General features: G+C 58.5%; 17 protein-coding genes and 1 pseudogene. 10 read left to right on the top strand and 8 right to left on the bottom strand.

The features are described from left to right. A partial coding sequence (locus M3089_RS14740; RefSeq protein WP_249084959.1) for a sensor histidine kinase occupies positions 1 to 304 on the top strand: 304 nt, incomplete at its 5' end. Between the two features lie 173 nt (positions 305 to 477). Further along, entirely contained in the window at positions 478 to 1350 is an 873-nt protein-coding gene (locus M3089_RS14735; RefSeq protein WP_249084958.1) for an AraC family transcriptional regulator, read from the top strand. A gap of 566 nt (positions 1351 to 1916) precedes the next feature. Here M3089_RS14735 and nhaD read toward each other — a convergent pair. After that, a complete protein-coding gene (gene nhaD, locus M3089_RS14730; RefSeq protein WP_249084956.1) occupies positions 1917 to 3257 on the bottom strand; it encodes a sodium:proton antiporter NhaD in 1341 nt (446 codons plus the stop codon). A gap of 556 nt (positions 3258 to 3813) precedes the next feature. Between nhaD and M3089_RS14725 the strand changes: the two genes are divergently transcribed. The 3 genes from M3089_RS14725 (at position 3814) to rhaT (ending at position 7772) form a co-directional block, all read left to right on the top strand. After that, complete coding sequence (locus M3089_RS14725; RefSeq protein WP_249084954.1) at positions 3814 to 5298, top strand: rhamnulokinase; 1485 nt, start codon at positions 3814 to 3816, stop codon at positions 5296 to 5298. 44 nt (positions 5299 to 5342) lie between these two features. Next, positions 5343 to 6599 (top strand): L-rhamnose isomerase, encoded by a 1257-nt coding sequence (locus M3089_RS14720; protein WP_205108394.1) that lies wholly within the window; start codon positions 5343 to 5345, stop codon positions 6597 to 6599. A gap of 138 nt (positions 6600 to 6737) precedes the next feature. Beyond that, complete coding sequence (gene rhaT, locus M3089_RS14715) at positions 6738 to 7772, top strand: L-rhamnose/proton symporter RhaT (protein WP_205108396.1); 1035 nt, start codon at positions 6738 to 6740, stop codon at positions 7770 to 7772. Positions 7773 to 7937: 165 nt separating this feature from the next. Here rhaT and M3089_RS14710 read toward each other — a convergent pair whose 3' ends face one another. Further along, the gene (locus tag M3089_RS14710; protein WP_205108398.1) at positions 7938 to 8399 is read right to left on the bottom strand and encodes an Lrp/AsnC family transcriptional regulator; all 462 of its coding nucleotides are present in this window, start codon (positions 8397 to 8399) and stop codon (positions 7938 to 7940) included. A gap of 168 nt (positions 8400 to 8567) precedes the next feature. Between M3089_RS14710 and M3089_RS14705 the strand changes: the two genes are divergently transcribed. After that, positions 8568 to 9857 (top strand): O-acetylhomoserine aminocarboxypropyltransferase/cysteine synthase family protein, encoded by a 1290-nt coding sequence (locus M3089_RS14705; protein ID WP_249084951.1) that lies wholly within the window; start codon positions 8568 to 8570, stop codon positions 9855 to 9857. A gap of 142 nt (positions 9858 to 9999) precedes the next feature. On the opposite strand, the gene rhaD is transcribed toward M3089_RS14705, so the two are convergent. The 4 genes from rhaD to M3089_RS14685 all read right to left on the bottom strand — a co-directional run bounded on the left by rhaD (position 10000) and on the right by M3089_RS14685 (position 17329). Beyond that, positions 10000 to 10809, bottom strand: a complete 810-nt coding sequence (gene rhaD / locus M3089_RS14700) for a rhamnulose-1-phosphate aldolase (protein WP_205108402.1) — start codon at positions 10807 to 10809, stop codon at positions 10000 to 10002. 829 nt (positions 10810 to 11638) lie between these two features. After that, positions 11639 to 13006 (bottom strand): efflux transporter outer membrane subunit, encoded by a 1368-nt coding sequence (locus M3089_RS14695; protein ID WP_249084949.1) that lies wholly within the window; start codon positions 13004 to 13006, stop codon positions 11639 to 11641. Further along, complete coding sequence (locus M3089_RS14690) at positions 13003 to 16158, bottom strand: efflux RND transporter permease subunit (protein WP_249084946.1); 3156 nt, start codon at positions 16156 to 16158, stop codon at positions 13003 to 13005. Before M3089_RS14690 ends, M3089_RS14695 begins: the two co-directional genes overlap by 4 nt. A 55-nt stretch (positions 16159 to 16213) precedes the next feature. Beyond that, positions 16214 to 17329, bottom strand: a complete 1116-nt coding sequence (locus M3089_RS14685; RefSeq protein WP_249084945.1) for an efflux RND transporter periplasmic adaptor subunit — start codon at positions 17327 to 17329, stop codon at positions 16214 to 16216. Between the two features lie 234 nt (positions 17330 to 17563). On the opposite strand from M3089_RS14685, the gene M3089_RS14680 reads away from it, so the two are divergent. The 4 genes from M3089_RS14680 to recA all read left to right on the top strand — a co-directional run bounded on the left by M3089_RS14680 (position 17564) and on the right by recA (position 21715). Beyond that, a complete protein-coding gene (locus M3089_RS14680; RefSeq protein WP_249084943.1) occupies positions 17564 to 18439 on the top strand; it encodes a helix-turn-helix domain-containing protein in 876 nt (291 codons plus the stop codon). Positions 18440 to 18648: 209 nt separating this feature from the next. Continuing rightward, positions 18649 to 19245: a DUF6621 family protein gene (locus M3089_RS14675; RefSeq protein WP_249084942.1), complete on the top strand. Its 597-nt coding sequence runs from the start codon at positions 18649 to 18651 to the stop codon at positions 19243 to 19245. A 42-nt stretch (positions 19246 to 19287) separates the two neighbouring features. Continuing rightward, positions 19288 to 20514, top strand: a complete 1227-nt coding sequence (locus M3089_RS14670; protein WP_249084940.1) for a saccharopine dehydrogenase family protein — start codon at positions 19288 to 19290, stop codon at positions 20512 to 20514. Between the two features lie 172 nt (positions 20515 to 20686). Beyond that, a complete protein-coding gene (recA, locus tag M3089_RS14665; RefSeq protein WP_205108414.1) occupies positions 20687 to 21715 on the top strand; it encodes a recombinase RecA in 1029 nt (342 codons plus the stop codon). Positions 21716 to 21802: 87 nt separating this feature from the next. Here recA and M3089_RS14660 read toward each other — a convergent pair. After that, a pseudogene (locus M3089_RS14660) lies at positions 21803 to 22995 on the bottom strand (DUF418 domain-containing protein). Between the two features lie 1281 nt (positions 22996 to 24276). Beyond that, positions 24277 to 25881 (bottom strand): glycoside hydrolase family 43 protein, encoded by a 1605-nt coding sequence (locus M3089_RS14655; protein ID WP_249084938.1) that lies wholly within the window; start codon positions 25879 to 25881, stop codon positions 24277 to 24279. Positions 25882 to 25971 lie beyond the last annotated feature (90 nt).

The raw sequence follows: 25971 nt of genomic DNA, 5'->3' as shown, positions 1-25971 counted from the left end.
AAGAGCCACTTCGTATGCCGGCGAAGGCACCACCATAACGCTGACAGCGCGCGCAGACATGGACAGATGGCACTTCACGTTCAGCGACAACGGCGTGGGCGTGCCATACGAGCACCTGGGGCGCCTGTTCGAGCGGTTCTACCGGGTGGACAAAGGGCGCAGCCGCAAGCTCGGGGGAACGGGACTTGGGCTGGCAATAGTGAAAAACGCGGTCATCCTGCACGGCGGAACAATATCGGCAGCCAACAACATTGAAGGCGGGCTGAGGTTTGAATTTACCATCAAGAAGACAAATAAATCTTAATTTATAGGGCTTCCCTTTGGTTATATTTCGTCTTTCCATTAACTTTGTAGGCACGGACGTACTGACGGGAAAACGGCAACGACCATCTACAAATCAGATCTACCTCACAATACTGCCGGCCTTGTTGGCATGACGGCCAAGCACTGCCGGCCGGCGGAAAGACTTCAACAATTATGCAAAAGAGCAAATATCTCGTAGCCAACGAAAACGACCTGCGATGGGGCCTCACCATAAGCACCGTGGGATATGAAGAGATTGGCCCGGGCGACCCATACCCCACGAAGGGCCATGCTGACGGATATTACTTCGATGTTGAAAAGGGACGCACGCTCAACGAGTACCAACTGCTTTACGTCATGGAGGGTGAAGGCACCTTCTGCAGTTCACACCTCAACACAACAAAGATAAGGGAAGGCGACCTCTTCCTGCTTTTCCCCGGCGAATGGCACACATACAGCCCATGCCGCGAGGTGGGTTGGAAGAGCTATTGGATAGGCTTCAGCGGCAGAAACATGGACGACCGAGTGGAAGCCGGCTTCCTGAGCAGGGAGAAACCCATCTACCACGTTGGCTTTTCAAGCGAAATCGTAAGGCTGTACAAGTCGGCTTACGATGCAGCCACAAAGGAAGAAGCGCATGCACAGCAGTTGCTGGCCGGCATTGTCAACCATCTCATTGGCATGATGTATGCGCTTGAACGCAACATTGTGCTGGGAAAGAACAGCAACCACGTCAACATGATCAACAGAGCGCGCCTGCGCATACGCGAAGCCTTGGAAAGCAGCCTCACCATACAGCAGATAGCAGAAGAGCTTGGGTGCAGCTACTCTAACTTCAGGAAGCTGTTCAAGGAGTACACGGGGCTCAGCCCGGCAACCTACCAGCAGGACTTGAAATTGCAAAGAGCCAAGGAACTGCTCAGCACTACCAACCTAAGCGTAAAGGAAATAGCCTACAGGCTCAACTTCGACTCACCCGATTACTTCTCGGCAAAATTCAAGATAAAGACCGGCCGCAAGCCCAGCGACTTCCGACAGAAGGAATGACACGCCTGCGCCGTGCCGCCAGCCAAGGCCCGAACGCGCGCCGCCGCGCCTTGGCGGACTGTTAGGCAGGCTGCACAACCCAGCCGGCAAGAAACCAAACCTCACATCACCATGTCGCAACCATGCCGTGCCTTCACGCACAAATGACATGAGCCCGGACACACCGGCGCACGGCATGAATGACGAGACATGAAACACAGCCATCGTGCAGCCTGCCTTCTTGCAGGCCGCACGATGGCAAACGCACCACAGCAAGTTTACAATCACGGCACGCCACAGCCGACAATGCCACGACCGGCCGATGGCGACAGTGGCCGCCGCCACCGCCCCCACCGGGCAGGGTAGGCCCCACCGCAGGCCAGCGACGCATGGCCTGCACCCCGACAGGCACAAAAACAACGGCCGCACACAGAGTTGCATCAGTGTGCGGCCGCCCCTTTCACACTGCGGGCCAACCGGCCACAAGCGGCAAGAAAAAGGCCGGGAAGGGAGGAAAGCCAAACGGCGAAACCCCTTTCCGGCCGGAATCATTCACCATGCAGAACGCCGGGCCATGCCGACATACATCAGAACAGGAACGTGCGCTCCAGCCAATAGGCCACGATACCTGCCAAATAGCCGGCGAAAGCCACAAGCGTGATGCGCTTCATATACCAAACGAAGGTAATCTTCTCTAAGCCCATGACCACCACCCCGGCAGCAGAGCCGATGATAAGCATCGAACCGCCCACACCGGCACAGTAGGCCAGCAACTGCCAGAAGATGCCGTCCTGGGCCATGTCGCCCACCTCGGCCATGGGATACATGCCCATGCACCCGGCCACAAGCGGCACATTGTCAATGATGCTCGACATTACGCCGATGATGCCGGTCACGAGATAGTGGTTGCCGTCGAACGTTGTGTTGAGCCACTCGCCCGCCATGGCCAGCACACCTATCACCTCAAGGCAAGCCACAGCCATGAGTATGCCGAGGAAGAAAAGTATAGTGCCCATGTCGATGCGCGACAGTATGTGCAGAATACGCTTCTGGGCGCTCTCGTCGGCACCGTCGCCGAGCCTGCGGTAAAACACCTCTGTCACCGTCCAAAGCACACCGAGCACAAGCAGGATGCCCACAAAAGGAGGAAGGTGGGTTATAGACTTGAATATCGGGACAAAGATAAGGCCGCCCACACCGATGAAGAACACAGCCTTGCGCTGCCCCTCGGAGAAATCGCTCTGAACGGCAACAGACTCGCCCATGCCGCCGGCCGAGAGCTCGCCCTTGAGCGACAGCGAGAGAATATAGGCCGGCACGACCATCGACACCACCGACGGCAAGAACAGTTCCTTTATCACTCCGCCGGCCGTTATCAGGCTCTTGTTCCACAGCATTATGGTCGTAACGTCGCCAATGGGCGAGAATGCACCGCCCGCGTTGGCGGCAATGATTACAAGCGAGGCGTAGATGATGCGGTCGCTGTGGTCGGCCACCAGCTTGCGCAGTATCATTACCATCACTATGGCAGTGGTCATGTTGTCGAGAATGGCCGAAAGGAAGAACGTGATGAAAGCAATGCGCCACAGCAGCGCCCGCTTGCTCTTGGAGGCGATGATGCCCCTGACGAAGTTGAATCCCCCATTCTGGTCGACCACCTCAACGATGGTCATTGCACCCATCAGGAAAAACAGCGTGGTGGCAGTGCTGCCAAGGTGGCGCTCCATCACCTCGCTGACGGCCGAAGCGACATTCTCGCCCACCGCCCCCGACACGTAACTGCCGGGGTCGACCATGAATAACGTCCAGCAAGCCACAAACATCAGCAGCGCCACCGCTGCCTTGTTAACCTTGGTGAAGCTCTCGAGGGCTATGCACAAGTAGCCAAACACGAAAACCACCACAATAGCAATAGTCAATGTTGTCATTTTAGGTACTTATTTATTAGTTTGATTTTTTCCGCCGCAAAGTTAGCAATAATATTCTATTTGTAATCTCGATATGTCAAAAACAAATGCGTAATCGTTTTCAGAGACAGCCACCCAAGCATGCCGTAACAGCGCGCCTACACCTCGCGGAAGGCATCACTAAGCGAGCCGGCGCCCGCCACGGGAGCGGCCACTGCCCGACATTATTTATTGACATACACCCGTGCGGCCCGGCACCAGCGGCAGGCAATGCCCAAAAACGGCCCATGCGACCAAGCCATACGGCCCGTTTCGTGAGACAAAACGACCGGTTTTGACAAGCCAAACGGCCCGCATTGCAATGCACTGAGACACAAGTTGTTGGCCAACGCGGCACCGACGTGAACATTATTTTACAAAAACAGATGCCGCACACGCCCCCGCAGTGTATGGCAACCGGCCTCGGCTTGTCAAAACTTTCAGCAAGAAAATCATTTTACCATGCCAATTTTTACGAGATATTCGCTAACTTTGCAATCGTAGAATTTTCAATACAACCACTGCCAAATAACAAATAATGGAAGACAAAAAGTATTTCTTTGCTGTCGACTTGGGTGCAACAAGCGGCAGGACAATCATCGGAACCCTGACCGGAGGGAAGATTGAACTTGAAGAACTCACTCGTTTCGACAACAATCTCATAGAGACCGGAGGCCACTTCTACTGGGACATCTATGCCCTTTACTTCGAAATAATCAAAGGGCTCAAGCTCGCCGCACAGCGCGAGCTGCCCATCCGCTCCATCGGCATCGACACATGGGGCGTCGACTTCGTTTGCGTGGGCAAAGACGGCGCCCTGCTACGCAACCCGCTCTCTTACCGCGACCCCCACACGTTCGGCATGATGGAAGACTACTTCGAGCGTGCCATAGACAAAGCCAAGGTTTACGACATCACCGGCATACAGTTCATGAACTTCAACTCGCTCTTCCAACTGTACGCCATGCGCAAGAACAACGACTCGGCACTGGCCGGAGCCGAAAAGATACTCTTCGTTCCCGACGCCCTCAGCTACATGCTAACGGGCAAGATGGTGTGCGAATACACCATAGCCTCGACAAGCCAGATGCTCGACCCGCGCACAAAGCAGCTCGACGAGCAGCTGCTCGCGAGCGTGGGCCTGTCGCGCGACAACTTCGGGCGCATGGTCAACCCGGCCACCGAGATAGGCGTGCTCACCAAAGAGGTGCAGCAGCTCACCGGCCTGGGAGCCATACCGGTGATTGCCGTGGCCGGCCACGACACGGGAAGCGCCGTGGCTGCAGTGCCCGCCAAGGACGAGAAATTCGCCTACCTGAGCAGCGGCACGTGGAGCCTGATGGGCATCGAGACCCGCAACGCCATCATCAACGACCTCAGCTATGAGCGCAACTTCACCAACGAGGGCGGCATCGACGGCACCACACGCTTCTTGAAGAACATCTGCGGGATGTGGCTCTACGAGCGCTGCCGCAAGGAATGGACCGACGCACCGAAGTCGCACACCGAGCTCATAGCAGCCGCCATGGAGCAACCCGCCTTCCAGAGCATCATCAACCCCGACGACCCGATGTTCGCCAACCCCGCCTCGATGGTGGAAGCCATCAAGGACTACTGCCGCCAGACAGGCCAGCACGTGCCCGAAGGCTACGCCGAGATATGCCGCTGCATATTCGAGTCGCTTGCCCTGCGCTACCGCCAGGTGTTCAACTACCTGCGCGAGATGGCGTCGTTCCCCATCGAAGTGCTCCACATAATAGGCGGAGGGTCGCTCAACTCATACCTCAACCAGTTCACGGCCAACTCGCTCGGCATCGAGGTGCTGGCCGGCCCGCAAGAAGGAACGGCCATCGGCAACATCATGCTGCAGGCCAAGGCCTCGGGCGACGTGGGCGACATATGGGACATGAGGCGCATCATCGCGGCAAGCATAGAGCTAAAGCGCTTTGAGCCGACAGACAAAGACCAGTGGGACAACGCCTACGAACGCTTCCTGAAAATAGTGGAAAGCAAACAGGCATGACATTAAACAAACAACAAAATAAACAAAACCAAACCTAAAGCGAAATGAAATCAGAATTAGTACAGAAGGCTTACGAGATAGCCAAAGAGCGCTATGCAGCCATGGGTGTAGACACAGAGAAAGTGTTGGAGCAGATGCAAGACTTCCACCTCAGCCTCCACTGCTGGCAGGCTGACGACGTGAAGGGATTCGAAGTGCAGGCCGGAGAACTGACCGGAGGCATTCAGGCCACCGGCAACTACCCCGGAGCAGCACGCAACATCGACGAACTGCGCGCCGACATCGTCAAGGCCAAGTCATACATCCCCGGCACACACCGCCTGAACCTGCACGAAATCTACGGCGACTTCAAAGGGAAGGTTGTCGACCGCGACGAGGTTACACCCGAATACTTTGAGAGTTGGATTGAGTGGGCTAAGGAAAACAACATGAAGCTCGACTTCAACTCAACGTCGTTCTCTCACCCCAAGAGCGGAAACCTGTCGCTGGCCAACCCCGACGAGGGCATACGCAACTTCTGGATTGAGCACACCAAGCGTTGCCGCGAGATATCCGAGGCCATGGGCAAGGCCCAGGGCGACCCCTGTATCATGAACCTGTGGGTGCATGACGGCAGCAAGGACCAGACCGTCAACAAGTATCTGTACCGCAGCCTGCTCAAAGACTCGCTCGACAAGATATTCGCCACCAAGTATGACAACATGAAAGACTGCATCGAGTCGAAGGTGTTCGGCATCGGACTCGAGAGCTTCACCGTCGGCTCCAACGACTTCTACACAGCCTACGCAGCCCAGAACAACAAGCTCATCACCCTCGACACGGGTCACTTCCACCCGACGGAGAGCGTTGCCGACAAGGTTTCGGCCATGCTCCTCTACGTTCCTGAGCTGATGCTCCACGTGAGCCGCCCGATACGCTGGGACTCAGACCACGTCACTATCATGGACGACCCGACGCTGGACCTGTTCCAGGAGATTGTGCGCGCAGGCGCCCTCGACCGCGTTCACTACGGCCTCGACTACTTCGACGCGTCAATCAACCGCATCGGTGCCTACGTCATCGGCAGCCGCGCCGCCCAGAAGTGCATGCTCCGCGCTCTGCTCGAGCCTCTGGCAACACTGCGCAAGTATGAGGCCGAGGGCAAGGGCTTCGAGCGCCTGGCACTGCTCGAGGAAGAGAAGGCCATGCCTTGGCAGGCTGTCTACGATGAGTTCTGCCTGCGCAACAACGTTCCCGTGGGCGAAGAATTCATCGCCGACGTCGAGAAATACGAGGCCGAGGTCACCTCTAAGCGTGCATAACACATAGTGTAAGAACACAGAAGCCCCTCTCCTGTCTCCCCCGTGGGGAGAAGCTGCCGCCCGCCCGGCGACGCGGCAGCCATGCACTCTCCCCACAGGGGAGAGACGGAGAGGGGCTTTTTCATATCTTAGCAAACAATGGACATCATCATAGGACTGCTCATCATAGCCGTAGGCGCATTCTGCCAGTCGAGCTGCTACGTGCCGATAAACAAGATAAAAGACTGGAGTTGGGAGAGTTACTGGATCATACAGGGTGTGTTTGCATGGCTCGTGCTGCCTCTGCTGGGCGCCCTACTGGCCGTTCCGGCAGGCCACAGCCTGTTTGAACTGTTCACGGCCGAGGCCTCGTTCAATATATGGATGACCATCCTCTTCGGAGTGCTATGGGGTGTTGGCGGCCTCACCTTCGGCCTCTCTATGCGCTACCTCGGCGTGGCCCTCGGCCAGTCGATAGCCCTCGGCACTTGCGCCGGGCTGGGAACAATCATGGGCCCGGTGCTTCTCAACATGTTCTTCCCCGAACTCAATGCCCTGAGCTCGCTCACCTTCTCGGTTATACTCGGCGTGGTGGTGACGCTGGCCGGCATCGCCATCATAGGCGTGGCAGGCTCGATGAAAGCCTCGTCACTCTCTGAAGAGGAGAAAAAGGCCGCGGTAAAGGACTTCAACTTCCCCAAAGGGCTCGCCATTGCGCTGCTCGCCGGATTCATGAGCGGATGCTTCAACGTGGGCCTGGAGTTCGGCAAAGGCATCAACTTCGGCGACCTCACGCCCGACATCTACAAGACCCTGCCGGCAACGATGCTCGTAACGCTCGGCGGTTTCGTCACCAACGCCATCTACTGTTTCTACCAGAACAGCAAGAACAAGACGTGGGGCGACTACAGGAAAGCCGGCGTCTGGGGCAACAACCTTCTGTTTTGCGCCCTGGCCGGGGCTTTGTGGTACAGCCAGTTCTTCGGACTGTCGCTCGGAAAGGGCTTCCTCACCGAGTCGCCCACGCTCATGACGCTCTCGTTCTGCATCCTCATGGCCCTCAACGTGGTGTTCAGCAACGTGTGGGGCATCATACTCAAGGAGTGGAAAGGATGCTCGCAGAAGACCATCGCCGTGCTCATCGTAGGCATCATCGTGCTAATCATATCATCATTCCTGCCGCAACTGATTTAGGCGGCGGGCGCCGTCGCCGCATGGCGGCAGCCATAGTCCGATGCCAACAAAGCCCCGCAGGCCAACGGCATCGGCCCCAACAACCTATACTATTCCAAGCCCCTCCAGACGTTTGCAACCCAAACGCCGGGAGGGGTCTTTACGTACGAGCGGCAGCGCTGCCGGTCAGATACTGACGCCATAGTCGTGCTTCACCTCGTCCATCACGAAAACGCTTTCCAGCGAGGCCATGTGCTCGATGGTGCCGAGCACGTTGAGCACAAACTCCCGGTAGCACTCCATGTCTGTGGCATGTATCTTAAGCAGGTAGTCGAAGCTGCCCGAGATGTTGTAACACTCGGTCACCTGGGGCGTATCGCGTATGACGCGGGCAAAGTCGCGGGCAATCTCACGGTTCAGGCGGCTCATCTTGACGTGGCAGAACACCACGAAGCCACGCCCGAGCTTGTCGGCGTCGAGCACAGCGATGTATTTGCGGATATACCCTTTGGCCTCGAGTCGCTTCTGGCGCTCAAACACCGGGGTGGGCGAAAGGTTTACGCGGGCTGCCAGCTCCTTGGTGGTCAGGCGGGCGTTCTGCTGCAATGTGCGCAGAATCTGCAAGTCGGTCTTGTCTAATGTGTCCATGATCAAAGAATAAAATTCTGCCAATGGCATCAGCCCCATGGGCTTGCTGCGCAAATGTTCTGTTTGAAAGGGCAAATATAGTGATATTTTCCGTATTTCAGCAAGCTCTTTGCTGATTTATTCCAAATAACTAACTTTGCACAGACAAAACCATCAAAGCAGAACAGAATGAAACAGACAGACTTGCACTTCGAGACGCTCCAGCTGCACGCTGGGCAGGAACAGGCCGACGCCACCACAGGTTCGCGCGCTGTGCCAATCTACCAGACAGCCTCATACGTGTTCGACGACTGCCGCCATGCGGCCGACCGCTTCGCCCTCCGCGCCCCGGGCAACATCTACGGGCGCCTTACCAACGACACACAGCGGGTGCTTGAAGAGCGCATGGCGGCACTCGAAGGCGGCGTGGCGGCACTTGCGGTGGCCTCGGGAGCCGCGGCGGTGACCTATTCGCTGCAGAACATACTGTTGCCGGGCGACCACCTGGTGATTGCCCGCAACCTTTACGGGGGCACGTTCAACCTCATTGCCCACACGCTGGAGGCGATGGGCATTGGCCACACGGCCGTAGACGTCAACGACTCGGCCGCCCTCTGCGCTGCCATCAGGCCTGAGACGAAGGCTGTATTTGCCGAGACGCTGGGCAACCCAAACTCGGAAGTGACCGACATTGAGGGCGTTGCCGCCGTTGCCCACAGCCATGGCGTGCCGCTGATTGTAGACAACACCTTTGCAACGCCATACCTGTTAAGGCCCCTGGAGCACGGGGCCGACATCGTGGTGCACTCGGCCACCAAGTTCATAGGCGGCCATGGCACCACGCTCGGCGGGATAATAGTAGACGGCGGCAGCTTCGACTGGGCCGCCAACGCCAGCCGTTACCCCTCGCTGGCGCTGCCCGAACCGAGCTACCACGGCGCGGTGTTTGCCGACGTGGCCGGCAAGGCGGCCTTTGCAACGCGCATACGGGCTGTCTTGCTGCGCGACACGGGGGCCTGCCTGTCGCCTTTCAACGCCTTCCTGCTGCTGCAAGGGCTCGAGACTCTGTCGCTCCGGGTGGAGCGCCACGTGGCCAACGCCATCAGGGTGGCTGAGTTTCTGAGCCGGCATCCGAAGGTTGGGCGCGTCAACCACCCCTCGCTGGCGTCGCACCCCGGCCATCAGCTTTACAAGCGGTACTTCCCCAACGGCGGCGGAAGCATATTCACGTTTGAGATAAAGGGCGGGCGCGAAGAGGCATGGCGGTTCATCGACTCGCTGAAAATATTCTCGCTGCTGGCCAACGTGGCCGACATGAAGAGCCTGGCCATCCACCCCGCCACGACAACCCACTCGCAGCTGACGGCCGAAGAGCTGGCCGGGCAACACATAACGCAGGCCACAGTGAGGCTGTCGGTGGGCACTGAGCACATAGACGACATAATAGGCGACATCAGCCAGGCCCTCGACAGGGTGTGACACTACTCACGCGCGCCGGCGGCAATCACCCCGACGGGCATTGCAAAAACAAAAAGAGCCCCGTAACTTCACAGTCACGGGACTCTGTTAGCTATAAAAAGTAAGTAATAACGAATTTAATATGTAGTCAGTAGTTGTTTGCTTATTTAGGCAGGTTGAACGCCCTTGTCATCTCGGCCATCTGCTCGTCGGTCATGCCGTCGGGCTCGAAGCCCATGCACTTGGCGTCGATGTAAATCTTGGCGCTCTTTGAGAGCACGTCAATCTGGTCGAAAGCGTCCATCACGTCGAGGCCCTTGGCAAACACGCCGTGCTTCTCCCACAGCACCACGTCGTAGTCTTCGAGCTCCTTCAGCGTGGCGTCGGCCAGGTCGTTGGAGCCGGGCAGCTGGTAGGGCACCACGCCCAGGCCCAGCGGGCAGAAAGCCTTGGTCTCGGGAATCATGCTCCACAGTATGCGCGTAAGCACGTCCTTGCCCAGGAATTTCTTGTTGTGGCTCATGGCAACGAGCTCTATCGGGTGTGTGTGGACAGTGGCTTTGTATGCTGAACCCGACTCAATCAGGTGGTTATGAACCGTAAGATGGGAGGGCAGTTCGCTGGTTGGCATCACGGCATTGTCGGCTATGATGACATAGCTTGCGCAGTCGTCGAGAATGCGTATCACGCTTCCGTTGTCCATAGGCCAGCGCGCAAGGTCGCGCATGCGCTTGCCTGTGCCCTTGCAATAGAAGTAGCATCCCTTGAGCGCAGGCAGCGTAACGCCAATCTGCTTCACTTCGCTTATAGCCGGCATACGGCGTATCTCGTCGTCAACAAGTTCGGTAATGTTTACAGTGATATTGCCTCCGTTACGCTCAGCCCAACCGTTTTGCCAGAGATAACCGGCAACCTCAGCTATCTTGTCAATCTCCTTCTTCAAAGCAGACCGACCGTCCAATATACTATTCATGTTTAAATCTGTATTAAATATTAACTGTTGCAAAAATACGACTTATTGGTTTACTTAAACATAGTTATTTGATTTTTAGGCTGAAAGTATTGATTTTACGGTTGATTCAAATCAACCAGGCGGTTTGCCGCCCGCCCTGCCGGCCCATGCCTGCCACGGTTGCGGCAGGCATGCCGTGGGCCGAACGCAGCCGCAACAGCAACCGTGGCGCCAACAGCCGCGCTACATTGGCTCGCAGCCTCCGCCCGGACGGGCGCGCCCCCGGGGCCTGTTGCGGGCCGGCAAGCCGACTTCGCAACCGCCAGACGCCCAACGGATTACAGCCGCCGAGACGGTCAGTGGACGCCATCTGTGCCTGCAACAAATGCGCCGCGGCGCCTCGCCCGCAGCAAAACGGCCCGTATTGGCTTGCGATACGGGCCGTTTTGCGAGGCCGGACAGGCCGTTTGGCAAGCCAATACGGCAGGTTTTGGAAAATGCCGGCGGCCACCCCCGGGCTATGCCGGCAAGCCATGGCCGCGCAGACAAGCACGGCTGACTGGCAGAGGGCGATGCCGGCAGAGCCGAAGCCACAGTGACAGGCTGCCATAATCACCGGCCCCGACGGGCAGCCACACCACCCCACGCCCGGCCGGAGCGCGGCCCGGCGGCAATCAACGCCGCCGCCCGGCAACCCAAAACCCTGCACCGGCGGTTCGCCAACCGCGGTGCAGGGAGCTGGTTATGAAAATAAATGAAAAGAGTTCCACGGCATCGATCATTCAAGGCAAAGAAAGGCATCGGCCTGTTTCGCGGTAAAAGGGCCGCCATACACCTGCCACACGCGCCCCTACCGGCAGCCGCCGCCAAGAGCCTTGTACAGCGTCACCACGCTCTCCATGCGCGAGTAGCGGTCGGCCAGGGCGTCGAGCTGGGCCTGGAGCAGCGACTGCCGCGCCACGACCACCTGCAGGTAGTTGGCCGAACCGTGCCTCATGGTGGCCTCGGTGTCGCTCACGGCCTGGCGCAAGGCGCCAATCTGCCGCTCCTGCAGCTCAACCTTGCGGTTCAGCGTCTGCCAGGCCGCCATGGCATTGTTCACCTCGGTGCCCGCGTCGAGCAGGCTTTGGCGAAACGCAACGACGGCTTCCTCCTGCTGGGCCTTGGCCACCTGCAGGCCGGCCTTGAGCCGGCCCCGGCTGAACAGCGGCTGAACCAGCGAGCCAACAGCCTGCAGCAGCCACGCTCCGGGGTTGGCAATGGCCGCCCCGCCGCTGTTGGTCCAGCCCGCACTGCCGCTGAGCGTCACAGTGGGATAAAAATCGGCGCGCGCCTTGTTGGTAGAATAGAAAGCCTGTTTCAGCCGGGCCTCGGCCTGTCTCACGTCGGGCCTGGCGGCCAGCGTGGCAATGTCGACACCTCCGGCCAGCGCATCGGGCAGGCGCTGCGAGTCGATGTCGCTCCGGGCTATGGGCCCCGGGGCTCGCCCGACCAGTGCCGACAGCGAGTTTTCAAGCTCGAAGGCCTGCTGCAACAGCGACTCGAGCGTGGCCTCGGCAGCCAGCTTGCTGGCCTCGGCCTGGCTCACGTCGGCCCGGCTGGCCTGCCCGGCCCTCATCAGCGACTGCTGCGTGGCTATGTATTCATCCCAGCTCCGTATGGTCTGCCGCGTTATCCCGGCCTGCCCGTCATACATCAGCAGCATGTAGTAGTCGCAGGCTATCGTGGCCACGAGCTCCGTCTGCACCGCCTGCTCATAGGCCATGCTCTCTTCGAGCGTTGCCGCCTGTATACGCTTCTCGTTGGTCAGCTTCCCGAAAATGTCGACCTCCCAGCTCACCTCCGGCCCCACGCTGTAGGTTTGCTGCGCATTTGCCCCGTCATGGCTGCTCAGCGTGCCGGTGGCCGCGAGGCTGGCCGACGGCAGCAGGGCTTTCCTGGCGGCCGCGAGCGTGGCCGAGGCCTCAACGGTCTTCAGCCGCGCCGTGGCCAGGTCGGCATTGTTGGCCAGCCCCTCGGCTATGAGCGCCTGCAGCAATGTGTCGGTGAACACCTCACGCCACCCCATCTCGCCCACCGACGCCGTGCTGTCGGCGGCCAACTCGCTGCGCAACAGTGTGCCAAGGCCTGTGTCGGGGCGCTCATATCTGCCATATATACCGCACGCAGAAAGCGTGGCGGCGGCCACGGCGGCAGCCATTACATCAATCCATCTCATAGTTTTACCTCCACGTTAGTTTCTTCATTGAAATTCCTTGCGGGCATAAGCCGCTCCTGCATTGCCTGAAACGCTATGAAGAACGCAGGCACCACAAACAGCAGGCACGCTATGCCGACCGTCAGCCCGCCTATCACTCCCATGCTCAGCGACACGTTACCGTTGGCTCCCGCCCCGCTCGACATGGCCAGCGGCAGCATGCCTATCACCATGGCCAGGGCCGTCATGAGAATGGGCCTGAGGCGCGCTCCGGCCGCCGACATGGCCGCCGCGGCGATAGTCATGCCCTCGCGCCTGCGCTCAGAGGCATACTCGGTGAGCAGTATGGCCGTCTTGGCCAGCAGCCCGATGAGCATTATCAGGCCCACCTGCATGTATATGTTGTTCTCAAGGCCAAAGGCCAGGGCAAAGAGAAACGAGCCGAGCAGCCCGAACGGCACCGACAGCATGACGGCCAGCGGTATGAAGAGGCTCTCGTAGAGCGCGCAGAGGATGACATAGACGAAGACCAGGCAGATGGCAAAGATGACAATGGTGTTGCCCGACGAGCCCGCATCCTCGCGAGTCATGCCCGAATACTCGTAGCCGTAGCCTGTGGGCAGCGTGGCGGAGGCCACCTCCTCGACAGCCCTGATGCAGTCGCCCGTGCTGTAGCCGTCGGCCGGCAGTCCGTTGACGGCCACTGCCGTATACAGGTTGAAGCGTGTTAGCAGCTCTGCGCCATACACCTTGGTGAGAGTGATGAACTGGCCCACGGGCGCCATGGCCCCCGACCCGGTGCGCACAAACATGTTGTCGAGCGTCTCGCCATCCAGCCTGTAACGGCTGTCGGCCTGTATGATGACACGGTAGAGCTTGGAAAACTCGTTGAAGTTGCTCGCATAGTTTCCGCCTATGTATCCGTTGAGCACGTCGAGCACCGCCGTAGGCGTTATCCCCGCACGCTCACACTTGGCCGCGTCGACCTCGACGAGGTACTGCGGAAACTTTGTGTCAAACGTGGTGTAGGCCATCTGCACCTCGGGACGCTTGTTCAGCGCGGCAATGAAGGCCGTGGTGTGTTCCATAAGCTCGTCAACGGAGCCGCCCTTGCGGTCTTGCACGTACAGCTCGAAGCCGTTGCTGGTGCCGTAACCCATTATGGTGGGCTGCGCGAAGGCAAACACTGAGCCGCTCTTTATGCCGGCCGTCTTTGCCGTAATCTTGCCGATGACGGCGTTGATGTCGTGTTCGTCGCCCCGGCGCTGGCTCCAGTTCTTCAGCTTGACGATAATCATGCCTCCCGAAGCCGACTGCCCTCCGAGCATGCTGTAGCCCGCCACGTTTGAAAATCCCTCAATCTCGCCAATTGAACTTATTGAGTCGGCCACCTCTTTCATCGTCTTCTGCGTCTGTGCGAGCGTGCTTCCCGCCGGCGTCGTCACGTTTACGAATATCGTTCCCGTGTCTTCGTCGGGTATGAGGCCCGTCTTCGTCACATTCATGAGCACGGCCACACCGGCCACGGCCAGCCCGAGCATGGCCCACGCCACCCACTTCCGGCGGAAAAAGAGCCTCAGCCCACCCTTGTAACGCAGCACGAAAGTGCGGAACGAGGCGTCGAAAGCCCTGTGGAAACGGGTGGAGAACGACATCCGCCCCACCCCGTCGCCATTGCCGTGGGGCGTCATGAGCATGGCGCACAGCGCCGGGCACAGCGTAAGGGCGTTGATGGCAGATATGCCCACGGCCGCAGCCATGGTAAGCCCGAACTCCTTGTAGTAGGTGCCGCTGGTGCCGCCCATGAACGAAGTGGGTATGAACACCGACATAAACACGAGCGAAGTGGTGACAATGGCTGCCGATATGCCGTCCATGGCGCGGTTGGTGGCCACGTATGGCGACCGCACGCCATTGTCAAACTGGGCCTGCACGGCCTCAACCACTACGATGGCATCGTCGACAACCGTGCCTATGACGAGCACGAGGGCGAAGAGCGTGAGCAAGTTGAGTCTGAACCCTGCCACGTACATGAACGCGAACGTGCCGATGAGCGACACAATGATAGACACCGTGGGGATGACGGTGGAGCGCACACTCTGCAGAAACACGTAGACAACGACAATCACCAGCAATATGGTCTCGGCCAGAGTCTTCACCACTTCGTTTACCGATGCGTCAAGAAACTCGTTGGTGTCCATCAGCTTGTCGAGCACAAGGCCCTCGGGCAAGTCCTTCTCTATCTCCTCGCACAGCTCGTCTATCTCGAGGTTTATCATGCGGGCGTTGCTCCCGGCCGTCTGTGCCACCATGGCGGTCGTGCCGTTGTGGCCGTTGACGGCGTTGGCATAGGTGTACGTCTGCGAGCCCAGCTCCACGTCGGCCACGTCGCGCAGGCGCAGCATCTCGCCTTCCTCGCCGGCCTTGATTACTATGTTGCCAAACTCTTCGGCGCTCTGGTACCTTCCCCTATACTTCAGGGTGTACTGGAAAACGTTCTCCGAGTCTTCGCCAAGCGTGCCCGTGGCCGCCTCGACGTTCTGCGCGTCGAGCGCCGCAATGACATCGCTCGGCTCCAGCGCGTAGGCCGCCATCTTGCGCGGATTGAGCCAAATGCGCATGGCATAGTCCTCGCCCATGGCCATTACGTTGCCAACGCCATTGACACGCAGCAGCTTCGGCTCGATGTTAATCTTGAAATAGTTGGTTATGAAGTTCTGGTCGTAGCGGTCGTCCGGACTGTAGAGCGTCAGTATCTTGAGGAATCCGCTCTGCCGTTTCTGCACCGTCACTCCCACCTTGGTCACTTCGGCAGACAGGTTTCCCTCGGCTTCGCTCACGCGATTCTTCACATTGATGGTTGCCATGTCGGGGTCGGTGCCCTGCTTGAAGTAAACCGTTATTGTGGCAGAGCCGCTGTTGGTCGACTGCGACGTCATGTACGTCATGTCCTCCACGCCGTTTATGGCATCCTCGAGCGGCGTGACGACGCTGTTGAGCACTGTCTCGGCACTCGCTCCTGTATATGTGGCGCTCACCATGATGGTTGACGGGGCAATGTCGGGATACTGTTCCATGGGCAGGTTGGCCAGTCCGATGATGCCCACCAGCACGATGAGCACCGATATTGCACCCGAGAGGATGGGCCGTTTAACAAACATCTTTACGTTCATAGGCATTATGTGTTGTTAGTTTTGTGTTGTTCTGGTGCCTGTTGTGGCAGCCGCGTCAGTTCTTTGCCGTTATCTGCACACCGTTGCTGAGCAGCCCGGCGCCCTCGGCAACTATCACGTCGCCGGCCTTCAGCCCGGCCGTGACCACATAGTCCTTGCCGTCGTTGAGTGGCTCGACGGCCACCTCGGTCGACTTGGCCTTGCCGTCGACAACGCGGTATACAAACTTCTTGTCCTGTATCTCGTAGGTTGCCTCCTGCGGTATGACTATAGCGCTGTCACGCTCGAACGGCACCACCAGCGTGCCGCTGCCGCCGTTGCGCAGCAGGGTCGACGGGTTGGCAAACGTGGCACGCAGCGTCACCGACCCCGTTTCAGAGTCCACGTTGCCGCTGATGGCATCGACGGTGCCCTGCCCATCATATTCCGTGCCGTCGCTCATGCGCAGCCCGACCTTGGGCAGCGTGGACATGGCCCGCTCGAGCGAGCCGTGGTCGGCAATGAGGCGCTGCATCTCGGCCTCTGTCACAGAGAAATAGGCATACACGCGGCTGTTGTCCGACACCACCGTGAGCGGCTCATCTACCGACGAACTGACAAGCGCCCCGACACGATAAGGCATCATCCCGGTAACACCGTCGACAGGACTCTTCACCTCTGTGTACGACAAGTCGTTGCGGGCCGATGCAAGTGCGGCCTTGGCTTCGTCGCGGGCAGCCTCGGCCGAGGCAAGGTCGTTGCGGGCCTGGGCCACGTCGAAGTCGCTCACCACGCCCTCGGCGTGCAGCTGCTCCTTGCTCTTGAGCGTCAGGCGGGCATTGGCCTCGGCGGCGACGGCACTGGCCACGGCAGCCTCGGCGGTCTGAAGGGCGGCTCGATATGGCGCCTGGTCGATGACAAACATCACCTCGCCGCGCCTGACGCGCTCGCCCTCGCCTACCCGCATCTCGGTTATCGTACCGCTAACCTGCGGGCGCACCTCAACGCTCTGCACGCCCTTGAGCGTGGCACTGTACTCTTTTTCCATCACACACCGCCCGGGGCTTACCACAAGGGTCTTGTAACCACCCGAAGACGTCTCCTGTTTTTTCTCCTTGCACGACTGCGCCAGCAACAGGAAACAGGCGCAAACGCATGCCGGCAATGGCAGTCTTGGTGGTTTCTTACACATAATCAGAAAAGCTATAAAACATTAATCGGAGGCAAAGATATGGAAAGTGAAGCTCTTCGTCTATATCCAAAATGAAACAAAAATTGCCGTTTTATAATCAAAAGATTAGTTCTTTGTTTTTAACTGGACAATGTTTGACGATTCTGAAACATTGCATACCTTTGCCAAGGAAACAACCGCTCCGGGCCCGACGCGGCCAAAACCGCATCGCCGGAGCGCACAAAAACAACATATATGACGCTCAACGAATTTGCAAAGACAGACAAAGCCGACTGCCACACCGACCTCGGGGCACTGATGTGGCACCCCACCATGGAGTCGATAAGGGCGGCCGGGCAACGCAAAGTGGACATACACTTCGTGATGTTGATGACGCGCGGCATGGTGACCATGCGCATTGGCGACCGCGAACACGTGGTGACGCCTCACTGCTACGTAGACACTGTGGGGTGCCTCGACAGCGTTGAGATGGTTGACGCCAGTGCCGACGCCGACGGATATGTGCTCCTCACCACCGAAAGGTTTGTCAAGCACGTGTTCCGAAACAGGTTCCCGTTCGAGCCGGAATACCTCGAATACCAGCGCCGCAACCACGTTACACTGATTGAAGCCCGTGCGGCCATGATGCTGGCCGACGCCTTCGGCAGCCTTGAGCGCACCATTTACGACTGTGACAACATACACCGCGACGCGCTGATAACATGCAGGTCGGCAGCACTGTTCATGGAAATATCCAACCACTTTGCCCGCCTGGTGTGCCCGGGGCAGTGGCAGGCATGCGTGTCGAGCCGCAAGCTGCACATCTTCAAGTCGCTCATGGAACTGCTGAAGAGCAACGCCCGCTGCCACCACAGCGTGGAGTTCTATGCCTCAAAGCTTTGCATCACGCCCCAATACCTCGGCCGCGTGGTGTTCGAACTGACCGGCAAGCCGGCCTCGGCCACCGTAAGCTCGGCCGTGGTTGCCGAAATCAAGTACCTGTTGGCAGACTCGTCGCTGTCCATGAAAGACATAGTGGCGGCAATGTCGTTCTCCTACCAGGCTGTGTTCACAAAGTTTTTCAAGCGCCACACCGGCCTGACGCCAAAGCAATACCGCAACGGGGCATAGGCCGCCACTGCCTCGGCACACATCGCCGACGGCAGCCCCAACAACCAATCACACCATGCCGGAAACGCCATACACAACGCCCCACCCCACATCAGCAAAGCTTTGCTTTTCCTGCTTTTGCCTTATTACATGTGCACCATATTCATAATTACACAAAAACAGGAAAAGATTTGTTTGGCCAATATGCAGAAATATCGTAAATTTGCACTATGAACTTCGACACAAACCAACCAAGCTGGAGCGAGAACGTTATACTTGTCGACGGCGACTACGCCGACAAGGTGGCCTTCAACCTCATTGTCAATTTCGAGCGGATGATAGGACGCCGCATTCCCAAGGCCGATACAGCCCGGTGGATAGACTGCATAGCCCTCGACGGAGGGCTGCGCGAAGGAGCCAACAGCGTTCAGGTGGTGTTTGTCCACGACCGCGCGAAGGCCGCGATGGACAACTTCACCCCGGGCAACTATGCCTCCGAGCTCGACGGCAAGGCCTTCGGCGACCACCTGGGCGAGTTTCTCATAAGCTCGGTAGAGGCCGACGGCCCTGAAAAAGTGGCCGACCTGTTTGCCGAATCGGCCGGCATACTGGCCACGGCGGGCGGCGTCAGGCGCGTCATGCTTATCCCCAACGCCGAGGAATACTACGACAGCGTGCGCAACGCCCTGCGCCATGCCGACGGCGAGAAGCGCATCACGGTGTTCGCCATGGAGCCCATGGCCGGCGGAAACTTCCGCCAAGAGATACTCGGATACTCGCTCATGAACGCCCTGGGCATAAGGGCCGACGAACTGAACAACTGCTGAACACAAACGAAAGACAACAAGAAAACAATCATAACAACAACTATGGGAAAAGTATTAATGATTGGCGCCGGCGGCGTCGCCACCGTTGCGGCATTCAAGATAGCACAGAATGCCGATGTGTTTACCGACTTCATGATTGCAAGCCGGAGGAAAGAAAAGTGTGACAGGATTGTCGAGGCCATCGGCAACCCCGCCATCAAGACGGCACAGGTGGATGCCGACGACGTGGAGCAGCTCAAGGCGCTCATGAACAGCTACAAACCAGACATCGTGGTCAACCTTGCACTGCCCTACCAAGACCTGACCATCATGGAGGCATGCCTCGCCTGCGGATGCAACTACCTCGACACGGCCAACTACGAGCCGCGCGACAAGGCCCACTTCGAGTATTCATGGCAGTGGGCTTACAAGGAGCGCTTCGAGCAGGCTGGCCTCACCGCCATTCTCGGATGCGGCTTCGACCCGGGCGTGAGCGGCATATTCACGGCATACGCAGCCAAGCACCACTTCGACGAGATACAGTATCTGGACATCGTCGACTGCAATGCCGGCAACCACCACAAGGCATTCGCCACCAACTTCAACCCCGAGATAAACATCCGCGAGATAACACAGAAGGGCCTGTACTACAAAGACGGGCAATGGATTGAGACCGAACCGCTGGCCGTACACAAGCCGCTGACCTACCCGAACATTGGCCCGCGCGAGAGCTACCTGATGCACCACGAGGAGCTGGAGAGCCTTGTAAAGAACTATCCGACCATAAAGCAGGCCCGCTTCTGGATGACCTTCGGGCAGCAATACCTCACATATCTCGACGTGATACAGAACATTGGCATGTCGCGCATAGACGAAGTGGAATACGAAGCACCGCTGGCCGACGGCTCGGGCAAGACGGTAAAGGTGAACATCGTGCCGCTGCAGTTCCTCAAGGCCGTGCTGCCCAACCCGCAGGACCTCGGCGCCAACTACGACGGCGAGACGAGCATAGGCTGCCGCATACGCGGAATGAAAGACGGAAAGGAGCTCACCTATTATATATACAACAACTGCAAGCACCAGGAAGCCTACAACGAGACGGGCATGCAGGGCGTGAGCTACACCACCGGCGTGCCGGCAATGATTGGCGCAATGATGTTTCTCAAGGGCCTGTGGCGCAAGCCCGGCGTGTGGAACGTCGAGGAGTTCGACCCGGATCCGTTCATGGAGCAGCTGGGCAAGCAGGGCCTGCCGTGGCACGAAGTGTTCGGCGGCGACCTCGAGCTGTGACTTCGGGCGGTGGCCGGCATGCGGCCCGGGGCTGCACGCGCGCCAAACGCCAGCCGCATGACCACGGGCATGCGGAACGGGCATGGCATGGCTGCAACCAGCGGCAAGGCAATCCACCGCGCAATCACAACGCTACATACAGTTAACAACAACACAATAAGTCATAATTATAATGGCAAAAGAAAAAGAACCAACATCTAACCAGTCGGCCATCGAGGACAAGCTGAAAGCCCTCCAGGCCGCCATGGCAAAGATAGAGAAAGACTTCGGCAAAGGCTCGATAATGAAGCTTGGCGACGAACAGATAGACAATGTGGAGGTGATACCCACAGGCAGCATAGGCCTCAACGCCGCCCTCGGCGTTGGCGGATATCCCCGCGGAAGGATAATAGAGATATACGGCCCCGAGTCGTCGGGCAAAACCACACTGGCCATCCACGCCATCGCCGAGGCCCAAAAGGCTGGCGGCATAGCCGCCTTCATCGATGCAGAGCACGCCTTCGACCGTTTCTACGCCGAGAAGCTCGGAGTTGACGTCAACAACCTGTGGATATCGCAGCCCGACAACGGCGAGCAGGCACTCGAGATTGCCGACCAGCTGATACGCTCGTCGGCCGTCGACATACTCGTGGTCGACTCTGTGGCCGCCCTGACGCCAAAGAAAGAGATTGAAGGCGACATGGGCGACAACGTGGTGGGGCTCCAGGCCAGGCTCATGAGCCAGGCCCTGCGCAAGCTGACAAGCACCATCAGCAAGACCAACACTACGTGCATCTTCATCAACCAGCTGAGAGAGAAAATCGGCGTGATGTTCGGCAACCCCGAGACCACCACCGGCGGCAATGCCCTGAAGTTCTACGCGAGTGTGCGTCTCGACATCCGCAAGGTGACAAGCATAAAGGACGGCGACACCATCATAGGCAACCAGGTGCGCGTAAAGGTGGTGAAGAACAAGGTGGCGCCCCCGTTCCGCAAGGCAGAATTTGAGATTACGTTCGGCGAGGGCATATCAAAGATTGGCGAGATAGTAGACCTTGGCGTTGAGTACGGCATCATACAGAAGAGCGGCAGCTGGTTTTCTTACAACGGATCCAAGCTGGCCCAGGGCCGCGATGCCACAAAGGCACTGCTCAAAGACAACCCCGAGCTATGCGAAGAGCTTGAAGGCCTCATCATGCAGGCCATTGCCGACAAGGAGTAGGCAACCAAACTCAACACACAAATCAAAAGGCGGACAGGATGACCTGTCCGCCTTTTGATTTGCATAACCACCTGCCGCCGCGGCTGCCTAACGCGCCTGACTGCGCCCGTCGTCGCCGCCGAGCCACGTCCACCTGTGCCACAAGCCCTCAAGAGGCCCCTGCCTGTGGGCCGACAGCCACCACTTGCACACCCACACCTGGGCCACAAACACCACGATGCCCACAAGAAGGCTGAGCGCATAGCCGCAATGGGGGGCCAGATACAGTCCGAAAGGGAAGTAAAGGGCTGCCCCTACAACCGACTGGCTGATATAGTTGGTGAGGCTCATCCGGCCGTAATAACGCAGGCAGCCAACGGCCCGGGCAAACCCACGGTTGCGGAAGAGTATGGCAAACGAAGCCACAAGCACAAAGGCGAAAGCCAGTTTCTGCCACATGTCAAACGCCGTGCCCACGGTTTGCCGCACCATCGGCTCACCGCCCATGGCCAAGTCGCGCAACGAATACAGCGGGGCGAAGGCCAGCGCCGACACCACGAGCAGCCCGACCCAGCGCCTCAGGTTGGTGTCGGTGGCTGCAAACATCTGCTTGCGGCCCAAGTAGAAGCCCAGCAGGAACAAACCTGCGGTCTGGCTGAAGCGCCCCGCATTGACAGCCCACAGCAGACTGGCTTTCTGGCCAAGCCCGATGTTGGTGGCAATGAAACTGGCAAAGTCGCCGGTCTTGGTCACTTCTGCCACCGCGGCATACATGGCGTCGACCCCGAGGTCGGGCAGGCGGTGGGCCGAATCGATGAGCCAAGCCACATAATGCCCCCACTCCACAGGCTGAAGCAGGAAGAACACCGCTGCCACGAGCACGCCGCGGTCGCTCCAGTTGCGCACAACGAAAAGCACTATGCCCACAACGGCAAAGAGCAGGAGCACATCGCCGGCCGGGAAGAAGGTGGCGTTGAGCGTGGCGAAACCGGCCAACAGCACAGGCGCCACAGGAAGCGGTAGCCAAAGTCGAGCCCCCGCCTCCTTGCATTGTTGCTTTGCAGATAGAAGGTGAAACCGAACAGGAGGGCGAAAATGGCATAGGCCTTGCCCGCAAAAAGCGAAAACACCACACTGAACACCCCGCTATCGAGAGCATCGAGCCAAGCGGGGCCACTCTCGGGATATACGGGAAAGATGAAATGCTCGAGATTATGAACCATGATTATGGCCATGACGGCAAACCCACGCAGCGCGTCAACCATCTCGATACGAGAATTCTGTTTTGCTGATTGTTCCATTATTTACAGTCTTACGTTTATCTGACCATCATCAGGCGGCATGGGCCGCAACCGGCCCCGCCCCATGTTACGCCACAGGCCCTTGCCACAGGCAAGCCAGCGGCAAGGGCACGGGCCACAGCCGGGGCTGACTTGCCACAGCACCCGGCCAAAAGCCTACACACCACCATGCCTATACCGTATGTTGCATTTATCATTTTGCCATACGCTCCCGGCCATCACCGAACTGCACGGCCGGCACGCCAACAAGCCAACAGGCAGCGGGTTGCCCCTTGCCACCATGCCGCCCATGCCGGCCGCGCCCTGACTTGCAGCCCGCGAGCGCCATGCTGCAGCCTAAGGTTAAGCCCGACCAATCCGTTGCCAGGCAAAGCTGAATGCAAAGTTCAGCCATTTTTGCAATAAAATCATTACAGAATTCACATTTGTAGCGGCCAAGACAAAGAATTTAACCATGTCTGGGCATCATGCCACGAGGCTGTTTCGGGGTTTCGCGGCTCATCGTGCCGGCCGGCTTCACAGCCTCCGGCATAAAGCCCCGGACAAAGGCTGGCCCGCAAGCCTGCGCACGTGGCACGGCGGGTGAAACTGGGCTTGGCACAAACAACCGCATCAAACAGTAGCCGGATGCCGACAATGAAAAACCGCCACGGCCCCACCCCGCCGGCACATAGGACGCATGGCATTTCAACACAGGCCGCATTGCATCGCGATACGGGCCGTTTCAGGCTGCAATACAGGCCGTTTGGAAAGCCCGGACAGCCCGTTTTGCAATCCGCTATGATACAGGCAGTTAACCAAGGTGCAGGCAAACAACAGTGAAAGCACGGCCGGAGCGGCCTGCCAGCCCATACAGGCCTTTACGGCATAATGCGAAAACGGTGGGCATCCTGCCAAATGCATGCTCCGCCATCGGCGCTTATCCAAACAGATGGTGCCCTCTTTGTGCCGGCGCGCTGCCTGGCGCAGCGTTCCGACCCAGCCCGTAAAGCCCATGGCCAGGCAGTATGCCAACCGGCACGCCAACGGGAAGGAAACGTCGTGTGGCTCTGTGCACAGACATGGATAAAGCACACGGACATTTACAACAAACGCAGCCATTGCACAAGAAGCAAAAGAAAAGTGACAGGAAAGAGCCCGACTGCATCGTGCTCTGTTTCCTGTCACCTGCGTAGAATGCAATAAATAGAAAATCAGGTGGTGGCATACGCCGCCGTGGCCACATTCAACCAAAGGCCGGGCAGGGCCATGCCTCGATGCCACCCGTGGCTTGCCACCCGATTACCACATGCCCGACATGGCCCTGCGCCAACCGTCAAAGTCGGTCGCCCCGTCGTTTTCAGCCTTGTGGTAAACAAACTTGTTTATGTCAACATATCCGCCCGCGGCCCTCGTTGCATAGTTGAATATGGCGTAGCGGGTGCCCATGAACAGGCGGGTGAAGTCAAACCTCATGGTAAACTCTCCGCCAACGGAAGTCCAGCGCCTGCCGTCGGTGCTATAATAGAACACGGCCTTGTCGCGCCCGAGGTTGAAGTCGCCGTCTATGCGCAGAAACACCCTTTTGCCCTTCAGCCTCACGCGGGCCACCTCTTGGTCGTCGACGCCCGTCACCTTGTGCTTCTTGCTGGTCATGTTCACCAGCGTGTGCCTCACCGTAAGCCACGCCGCCTTGCCTTCGCGCTCAACGCCTATCAGCCCGGAATGGCCGTTGAAGGCCGCCAGCCCGGCCCTGTCGCCGTCTTTCATGTTCGATATGTCCATCTCGATGTATGCGCTGCACATTGGCCCTTCCATGCGCTGCGATACCGTGTTTGGCGCAGTATAGATGCTGCCGGCCACACGGCTCGTCTTCAGCCTGAGCCATCCCGGCCTTTCCGTCAACGACCATGCCCCGGCAACCGGGTTGTGATTCCACTGCCAGTTTATCTTCAACCTGCCGCTGTCGAAGCCGTCGCTCACCACCAGCGGAACATCAGGATACCCCTGCACAGGCTTGGCCATGCATAGCGGCACACGGCCGTCGGCATCGCCCAGCATGGGCCAGCCGTCAACCCAGCGGCAGGGCATCAGCGTGGGCACACGCCCTACGGCCCCGCGGTCTTGGAAGATGAACCCGTACCAGTTGCCACGGGCATCGTCGACGATGGTGCCCTGGCCCACATAAGGGAAGCCTGCAAAGTTGTCTTCCAGTATCACCTTCTTCTCATACGGCCCCGTTATCTTGTCGGCACGGTAGCACAGCTGCCGGCGGGGCTTGTCCTTGGGCCACGAAATCATCAGCAGATAATACTTTCCGGCGTGCTTTATCACGCGGCTGCCCTCCAACAGTCCGTTCTCTTCGGCGTCGCGCTGAATCACGGTGGTGTCTGTACCGCCCTGCCTAAGGCCCTTCAAGTCGGGCGTGAGCTCATTGAGCCGCCCCTGTCCGCTGAACACGTAAACCCTGCCGTCGTCGTCGAAGAAGAGCGACGAGTCGTGGAAGTGGGGCAGACGCGAGTTTAGCGTCCAGCCCTTTGCCGGGTCGTCGGTCTTGTAGACATACGAGCGGTAAGGCTCATCGTTGGGCGAGAACAACGCATAGAAAGTGCCGTTGTGGTAGCGGAGCGACGTAGCCCACTGCCCGCGCCCGTAGACAGTGCCCCCAACCATATCATATTTCGGTGTGTCGTTGAGCGTGTCGAAAAGATAAGACACCGTTTCCCAACCGACAAGGTCTTTCGACCGCATCACCGGCCCGCCCGGCATCAGGTGCATGGTGGTGCTGACGAGATAGAAATCATCGCCAACACGTATCACATCGGGGTCGGGCACATCGGCCCACACCACCGGGTTCCTGAACGTTTCACCCTGTGCCCCGGCCCCAAAGGCCGCAAGCACAGACATTAATAAATAGCTGTTCAAAATTAACCGATACAATAAACCTTGCAGGTGTCCTCTATATCTTTGCCACCATCTTGTGTGCTCTTTCGGGCC

This window comes from Marseilla massiliensis (genome assembly GCF_023336985.1).
GTDB lineage: Bacteria > Bacteroidota > Bacteroidia > Bacteroidales > Bacteroidaceae > Prevotella > Prevotella intestinigallinarum.
This window is presented reverse-complemented; position numbering and strand designations above follow the sequence as displayed.